7 protein-coding genes are annotated in these 7,484 nt (G+C 41.8%); 6 read left to right on the forward strand and 1 reads right to left on the reverse strand.

The genetic code is table 11. The features are described from left to right. Positions 1–167 precede the first annotated feature (167 nt). From sufC to SORDD24_RS02025, 6 genes are all read left to right on the forward strand, one after another. On the forward strand, positions 168–938 hold the full coding sequence (sufC, locus tag SORDD24_RS02000) for a Fe-S cluster assembly ATPase SufC (RefSeq protein WP_000114489.1): 771 nt from the start codon (positions 168–170) through the stop codon (positions 936–938). A 27-nt stretch (positions 939–965) separates the two neighbouring features. Next, on the forward strand, positions 966–2,228 hold the full coding sequence (sufD, locus tag SORDD24_RS02005) for a Fe-S cluster assembly protein SufD (RefSeq protein ID WP_061406988.1): 1,263 nt from the start codon (positions 966–968) through the stop codon (positions 2,226–2,228). Between the two features lie 10 nt (positions 2,229–2,238). After that, positions 2,239–3,465 (forward strand): cysteine desulfurase, encoded by a 1,227-nt coding sequence (locus tag SORDD24_RS02010; protein WP_061406991.1) that lies wholly within the window; start codon positions 2,239–2,241, stop codon positions 3,463–3,465. Beyond that, positions 3,452–3,892, forward strand: coding sequence for a Fe-S cluster assembly sulfur transfer protein SufU (sufU, locus tag SORDD24_RS02015; protein WP_061406994.1), 441 nt, complete (start codon positions 3,452–3,454; stop codon positions 3,890–3,892). The genes SORDD24_RS02010 and sufU overlap by 14 nt, the downstream gene beginning before the upstream one ends. Positions 3,893–3,927: 35 nt before the next feature. Continuing rightward, the gene (sufB, locus tag SORDD24_RS02020; RefSeq protein WP_061406995.1) at positions 3,928–5,340 is read left to right on the forward strand and encodes a Fe-S cluster assembly protein SufB; all 1,413 of its coding nucleotides are present in this window, start codon (positions 3,928–3,930) and stop codon (positions 5,338–5,340) included. 126 nt (positions 5,341–5,466) lie between these two features. After that, positions 5,467–6,864 (forward strand): APC family permease, encoded by a 1,398-nt coding sequence (locus tag SORDD24_RS02025; RefSeq protein WP_061406997.1) that lies wholly within the window; start codon positions 5,467–5,469, stop codon positions 6,862–6,864. Between the two features lie 27 nt (positions 6,865–6,891). Here the strand turns inward: SORDD24_RS02025 and SORDD24_RS02030 are convergent. Next, positions 6,892–7,484 (reverse strand): YitT family protein (locus tag SORDD24_RS02030; protein WP_231082654.1); only part of this gene is annotated, 593 nt, incomplete at its 5' end.

Raw genomic sequence — 7,484 nt, forward strand, 5'->3', positions numbered from 1 at the left:
GGACGAAGGTATTACGCCCCCCAGCTTCTAGACAAAATCAAAGCCTTTTAGGCTTTTTTTTGTTATACTAGTAGAGTATATTTATTGACCTTTTGTCCTATTTTTTAGGGATTGTAAGCAATTTCCTAAAGTATTGAGCAAAATGTTTGAAAAAGAAAGGAACTATCATGTCAGTATTAGAGATCAAAGATCTTCACGTTGAGATTGAAGGAAAAGAAATTTTGAAAGGAGTCAATCTGACTCTGAAAACAGGAGAAATTGCGGCCATTATGGGACCAAATGGTACGGGTAAATCAACTCTTTCAGCAGCTATTATGGGTAACCCTAACTATGAAGTTACTAAAGGTGAGGTCTTGTTTGATGGTGTAAATATCCTTGAGTTGGAAGTGGACGAGCGTGCGCGTATGGGACTTTTCCTGGCTATGCAGTACCCATCAGAAATCCCTGGAATTACTAACGCAGAGTTTCTTCGTGCAGCCATGAATGCTGGTAAAGAAGATGATGAAAAGATTTCAGTTCGTGAGTTTATCACTAAACTAGACGAGAAAATGGAATTGCTCAATATGAAAGAAGAAATGGCAGAGCGTTACCTCAACGAAGGATTCTCTGGTGGTGAGAAAAAACGTAATGAAATTCTTCAACTCTTGATGTTGGAACCTACATTTGCCCTTTTGGATGAGATTGACTCAGGTCTTGATATTGATGCCCTTAAAGTTGTATCGAAAGGTGTGAATGCTATGCGTGGTGAAGGCTTTGGTGCCATGATCATCACTCACTACCAACGTCTCTTGAACTACATCACACCAGACGTGGTACACGTGATGATGGAAGGTCGTGTTGTTCTTTCTGGTGGCCCAGAATTGGCTGCCCGTTTGGAACGTGAAGGATACGCAAAATTAGCTGAAGAACTTGGCTATGACTACAAGGAAGAATTGTAATTCCCTCGTATCTTTTAGGAGAAGTAAATGACTAAAGAAACTATTAAACTTTTTTCAGAAATGCACGCTGAACCAAGCTGGTTGTCCGAACTCCGTCAAAAAGCTTTTGATAAGATTGAGAGTTTGGAATTACCAGTTATCGAGCGTGTGAAATTTCACCGTTGGAATCTGGGAGATGGAACCATCACAGAAAGTGAGCCTTCAGCAAATGTTCCTGACTTTACAGCTCTAGACAATCACTTGAAGTTGGTTCAAGTAGGAACTCAAACAGTTTTTGAACAAATTCCAGTTGAGTTGGCAGAACAAGGGGTTGTTTTTACAGACTTCCACTCAGCTTTAGAAGAAATTCCAGAGCTGATCGAAGAATTCTTCATGTCATCTGTTAAGTATGACGATGACAAGTTGGCAGCTTATCACACAGCATACTTTAACAGTGGTGCTGTTCTCTACATTCCTGATAATGTTGAGATTGATGAACCAATCGAAGGAATTTTCTACCAAGACAGTGATAGCGATGTGCCCTTTAACAAGCATATTCTGATTATTGCTGGTAAAAACTCTAAATTAAGCTATCTTGAACGTCTAGAGTCACGAGGTGGAGGTAGTGCAAAAGCAACTGCCAATATCACTGTTGAAGTGATTGCACGTTCGGGTGCTCAAGTCAAGTTTGCGGCGATTGATCGTCTTGGTGATAATGTCACTGCCTACATTAGCCGTCGTGGTAAACTAGGCAACGATGCAAGCATTGACTGGGCGATTGGTGTCATGAACGAAGGAAATATCGTTGCGGACTTTGATAGCGACTTGATTGGAAATGGTAGCCATGCTGACCTGAAAGTCGTAGCTCTTTCAAGTGGTCGTCAGGTGCAAGGGATTGATACTCGAGTAACAAACTATGGTTGCAACTCAATCGGAAATATTCTCCAACATGGGGTTATCCTTGAAAAAGCAACCTTGACCTTCAACGGTATCGGACACATCATCAAAGGCGCTAAGGGAGCAGATGCGCAACAAGAGAGTCGTGTTCTCATGCTTTCAGACCAAGCACGTTCAGATGCTAACCCAATTCTTTTGATTGATGAAAATGATGTTACTGCAGGACACGCAGCGTCTATCGGTCAGGTAGATCCAGAAGACATGTACTACCTCATGAGCCGTGGCTTGGACAAGGCAACTGCAGAACGCTTGGTTGTTCGTGGCTTCCTTGGATCCGTTATCGTAGAGATTCCAGTCAAGGAAGTTCGTGATGAAATGATTGCAACCATCGAAGAAAAATTGTCAAAACGCTAAGGGGAAGCCTATGTTAGATGTAGAAGCGATTCGCAAGGATTTTCCAATTTTAGACCAGATTGTTAATGATGAACCTCTGGTCTATCTGGACAATGCTGCGACGACACAAAAACCACTAGCAGTTCTGGAAACGATTAACCGTTACTATGAGAAAGACAATGCCAATGTTCACCGTGGTGTTCATACCTTGGCAGAACGGGCAACAGCTTCCTATGAGGGGGCTCGTGAAACCATTCGTAAGTTCATCAACGCTGGTTCGACAAAGGAAGTACTCTTTACTAGAGGAACGACGACCAGTCTTAACTGGGTAGCACGTTATGCTGAGGAAGTGTTGACTGAGGGAGACCAGGTCTTGATTTCCGTCATGGAACACCATTCCAATATCATTCCTTGGCAGGAAGCCTGTCGCAAGACTGGAGCGGAGCTTGTCTATGTCTATCTCAAGGATGGAGCTCTGGATATGGATGACTTGCAGGTCAAATTAACTGACAAGGTCAAGTTTGTTTCGTTAGCCCATGCTTCAAATGTCCTTGGAGTGGTCAATCCTATCAAAGAAATCACTCAAATGGCCCACCAAGTTGGAGCTATCATGGTGGTGGATGGTGCTCAATCTACGCCTCATATGAAGATTGATGTGCAGGATTTGGATGTGGACTTCTTTGCCTTTTCAGGTCACAAGATGGCTGGTCCAACTGGTATCGGTGTTCTTTACGGCAAAGAAAAGTATCTGGAACAAATGTCACCAGTAGAATTTGGTGGAGAGATGATTGATTTCGTCTATGAGCAATCTGCTAGTTGGAAGGAATTGCCTTGGAAATTTGAGGCTGGAACTCCTAACATGGCGGGTGCTATCGGACTTGCTGCTGCAGTTGATTATCTAGAAAAGATTGGCATGGATGCCATTGAAGCTCATGAACAGGAACTGATAGCCTACGTCTATCCAAAATTGCAGGCAATTGAAGGATTGACTATTTACGGTTCGCAGGACTTGGCTCAACGTTCAGGCGTTATTGCCTTTAACCTAGGCGATCTTCATCCTCACGATCTTGCGACGGCCCTGGATTATGAGGGAGTGGCTGTTCGTGCGGGTCATCATTGCGCTCAACCCTTGCTTCAGTATTTGGAAGTCCCAGCAACAGCTCGTGCAAGTTTTTATATCTACAATACCAAGGCAGATTGCGACAAGCTAGTTGATGCCTTACAAAAGACAAAGGAGTTTTTCAATGGCACTTTCTAAACTAGATAGCCTTTATATGGCAGTGGTAGCGGACCATTCGAAAAATCCACATCACCAAGGGAAGTTAGAAGACGCTGAGCAAATCAGTCTCAACAATCCAACCTGTGGGGATGTTATTAATCTCTCTGTTAAGTTTGATGCAGCCGATCGTTTGGAAGATATCGCTTTTCTAAACTCGGGTTGTACTATCTCAACTGCCTCTGCTAGTATGATGACGGATGCAGTTTTAGGTAAAACAAAGCAAGAGATTTTAGAATTAGCAACTATTTTTTCAGAAATGGTCCAAGGTCAAAAAGATGAACGTCAAGACCAACTTGGAGATGCGGCTTTCTTATCAGGTGTTGCCAAATTCCCTCAAAGAATAAAGTGTGCAACCTTAGCTTGGAATGCTCTCAAGAAAACAATTGAAAATCAAGAAGATAAATAAGAAACATAGAAATATATAATGAAAGAAAGGATATTATGGCTGAAGAAAGAGTAGAACCAAAACCAATTGACCTTGGTGAATATAAATTTGGTTTCCATGACGATGTAGAGCCTGTCCTATCGACAGGAAAAGGATTGAACGAAGAAGTCATTCGCGAATTATCAGCTGCCAAGGGTGAGCCTGAGTGGATGTTGGAGTTCCGTCTGAAGTCTTATGAAACCTTCAAGAAAATGCCCATGCAAACTTGGGGAGCAGACTTGTCAGAAATTGATTTTGATGACTTGATCTACTACCAAAAACCATCTGACAAACCAGCCCGTTCTTGGGATGATGTACCTGAAAAAATCAAAGAAACCTTTGAACGTATCGGAATTCCAGAAGCTGAGCGTGCTTATCTAGCTGGAGCTTCTGCCCAGTACGAATCAGAAGTAGTATACCACAACATGAAGGAAGAGTTTGAGAAGTTAGGAATTATCTTTACAGATACGGATTCTGCCCTCAAGGAATACCCAGACTTGTTTAAACAATACTTTGCGAAGTTGGTCCCGCCGACAGATAATAAGTTGGCAGCCCTTAACTCAGCAGTATGGTCTGGTGGAACCTTTATCTACGTACCGAAAGGGGTCAAGGTAGATATTCCGCTTCAAACCTACTTCCGTATCAACAATGAAAATACTGGCCAGTTTGAACGTACCTTAATTATCGTTGATGAGGGAGCAAGTGTACACTATGTAGAAGGATGTACAGCACCAACTTATTCAAGTAACAGTTTGCACGCAGCCATTGTAGAAATCTTTGCCTTGGATGGAGCTTATATGCGTTATACGACTATCCAAAACTGGTCTGATAATGTCTATAACTTGGTAACCAAACGTGCCAAAGCTTTGAAAGATGCGACTGTTGAGTGGATTGATGGTAACTTAGGTGCTAAAACAACCATGAAATACCCATCTGTTTATCTAGATGGAGAAGGAGCGCGTGGTACTATGCTCTCAATCGCCTTTGCTAATGCTGGGCAACACCAAGATACGGGTGCTAAGATGATCCACAACGCTCCACATACAAGCTCGTCTATCGTGTCTAAGTCTATCGCTAAAGGTGGAGGAAAAGTGGACTACCGTGGACAAGTAACCTTTAACAAGAACTCTAAGAAATCTGTTTCTCACATCGAGTGTGATACCATTATCATGGATGACTTATCAGCGTCAGATACCATTCCATTCAATGAAATCCACAACTCGCAAGTTGCTTTGGAACACGAAGCCAAAGTATCTAAGATTTCAGAAGAACAACTCTACTACCTCATGAGTCGTGGTTTGTCAGAAACTGAGGCAACCGAGATGATTGTCATGGGATTTGTCGAACCTTTCACAAAAGAACTTCCAATGGAATATGCAGTTGAGCTCAATCGCTTGATCAGTTATGAAATGGAAGGGGCTGTTGGGTAAGAATATGCAAAATCTGAACAGGAAGTCTTCCTGTTCAGAATTTTTTTCAAAAAAGAACCTAATAAATATTCACAAAAATGCTTTTATGTGGTAAAATAAAACAATTACATTTAGTGGAGATGAAGTATGAATATTTTTAGAACCAAGGATGTTAGTCTGGGACGAACGGAAATGCATCGCCATTTGAAATTGTGGGATTTGATTCTTCTAGGGATTGGTGCCATGGTGGGGACAGGGATTTTCACCATTACAGGAACAGCAGCGGCTACCCTAGCTGGTCCATCACTAGTGATTTCCATCGTGGTTTCTGCCCTGTGTGTTTCTCTATCAGCCCTCTTTTTTGCAGAATTTGCCTCTCGTGTGCCTGCAACTGGTGGTGCTTATAGTTATCTCTATGCGATTTTAGGAGAATTGCCAGCCTGGATTGCTGGCTGGTTGACCATCATGGAATTCATGACGGCTGTTTCAGGTGTGGCGTCTGGCTGGGCAGCTTACTTTAAGGGCTTGCTCAGTAATTATGGTATCTCCATGCCGCAAGCCTTGAATGGAACCTTTAACCCTAAACAGGGAACCTATATCGATCTTCTGCCTATTTTAGTACTGACTTTGGTAACGGGATTGGTTTTATTAAATTCTAAGGCAGCTTTGAGATTTAATTCGCTTTTAGTCGTCTTGAAATTCTCAGCTCTCGCCTTATTTATCCTAGTTGGTATTTGGTACATCAAGCCTGAAAATTGGACGAATTTTGCTCCATTTGGTTTTGGTCAACTATATGGTGGAAGTACTGGGATTATGGCGGGTGCATCTTTGATGTTCTTTGGATTTCTCGGATTTGAGTCTATTTCCATGGCAGTTGATGAAATTCAAATTCCGCAAAAGAATGTTCCTCGCGGAATCGTACTTTCTCTGACAATCGTCACCATTCTCTATGCTTTGGTAACCTTAGTATTGACAGGGATTGTTCACTACAGTAAGCTCAATGTGGACGATGCAGTAGCATTTTCATTACGTAGTATTGGTATAGGCTGGGCGGCAAATTATGTTTCGCTTGTAGCCATTCTAACCCTGATAACTGTATGTATCTCCATGACTTACGCTTTGTCTCGGATGATTTATAGCTTAGCACGTGATGGACTTTTGCCTCAAAGCTTCAAACAACTAAGCAAAAGTAGCCGAGTTCCAAAGAATGCGACCATCTTAACAGGAGTTGCCTCAGCCATTGCAGCGGGTATTTTCCCCTTGGCAAGTATTGCCGCCTTTCTAAATATCTGTACACTAGCCTATCTCATCTTACTAGCCTACGGTATTATCAAGCTCAGAAAAGATAAGGGTATGCCAAAAGAAGGAGAATTCAAAACTCCTTTAGTGCCGCTTTTGCCAATCCTTTCCATTCTTATCTGTCTTTCCTTTATGCTTCAGTACACCAAGGAAACGTGGATTGCCTTTGGACTTGCTTTGTTGGTTGGACTAGTGATTTACTTTACTTATGGTTATCGTCATTCTACACTTTCTAAACAAAAATAAAAGCTGGAATTTCCCAGCTTTTTTGTTTTATTCTTTTATGTAGGTAAATCCTTCCCCAAGAATCTCATGAGCTTCAGTGATGGTAATAAAGGCTTGAGGGTCTATATGGTGAATCATATCCTTCATTTTAACGATTTCGTTTCGACCGACGATACAATAAATGATTTTCAAATCTTTCTTACTGTAGTAGCCTTGACCAGAGATATAGGTCACGCCACGTCCTAGTTCTTCATTGATTTTATCAGCCAATTGCTCAGGATACTGAGTGATAATCATAAATCCTTTACCAGCATAGCCCCCTTCACCGATCAAGTCAATAACACGAGCGATGATAAAGTCAAACAAGAGAGTATAGGTAACGAGACGAAGATCTTGGAAGATAATTAAAATTAACATTAGGATAAAAAAGTCAATCCCAAAGAGCAATTTACCAATTGAGATATTGGTGTATTTATTGAGGATACGGGCAACAATATCTGAACCACCAGTCGTCCCACCAGCATTAAAAATAACTCCTAAACCGACTCCCAGTAAAACACCAGAAACTAGCGAAACGATAATGAGATCCCCTTGTAGGTCAAACTGTAAAGGAATTTTTTCAAAGACAGCAAGCCAGACAG

Source organism: Streptococcus oralis (assembly GCF_001579175.1).
Taxonomy (GTDB): domain Bacteria; phylum Bacillota; class Bacilli; order Lactobacillales; family Streptococcaceae; genus Streptococcus; species Streptococcus oralis_O.

Excerpts from the sequence above, each read along its gene's own strand:
- sufC (WP_000114489.1), top strand. The coding sequence starts at position 168 with ATGTCAGTATTAGAGATCAAAGATCTTCACGTTGAGATTGAAGGAAAA.
- sufD (WP_061406988.1), top strand. The coding sequence starts at position 966 with ATGACTAAAGAAACTATTAAACTTTTTTCAGAAATGCACGCTGAACCA.
- SORDD24_RS02010 (WP_061406991.1), top strand. The coding sequence starts at position 2,239 with ATGTTAGATGTAGAAGCGATTCGCAAGGATTTTCCAATTTTAGACCAG.
- sufU (WP_061406994.1), top strand. The coding sequence starts at position 3,452 with ATGGCACTTTCTAAACTAGATAGCCTTTATATGGCAGTGGTAGCGGAC.
- sufB (WP_061406995.1), top strand. The coding sequence starts at position 3,928 with ATGGCTGAAGAAAGAGTAGAACCAAAACCAATTGACCTTGGTGAATAT.
- SORDD24_RS02025 (WP_061406997.1), top strand. The coding sequence starts at position 5,467 with ATGAATATTTTTAGAACCAAGGATGTTAGTCTGGGACGAACGGAAATG.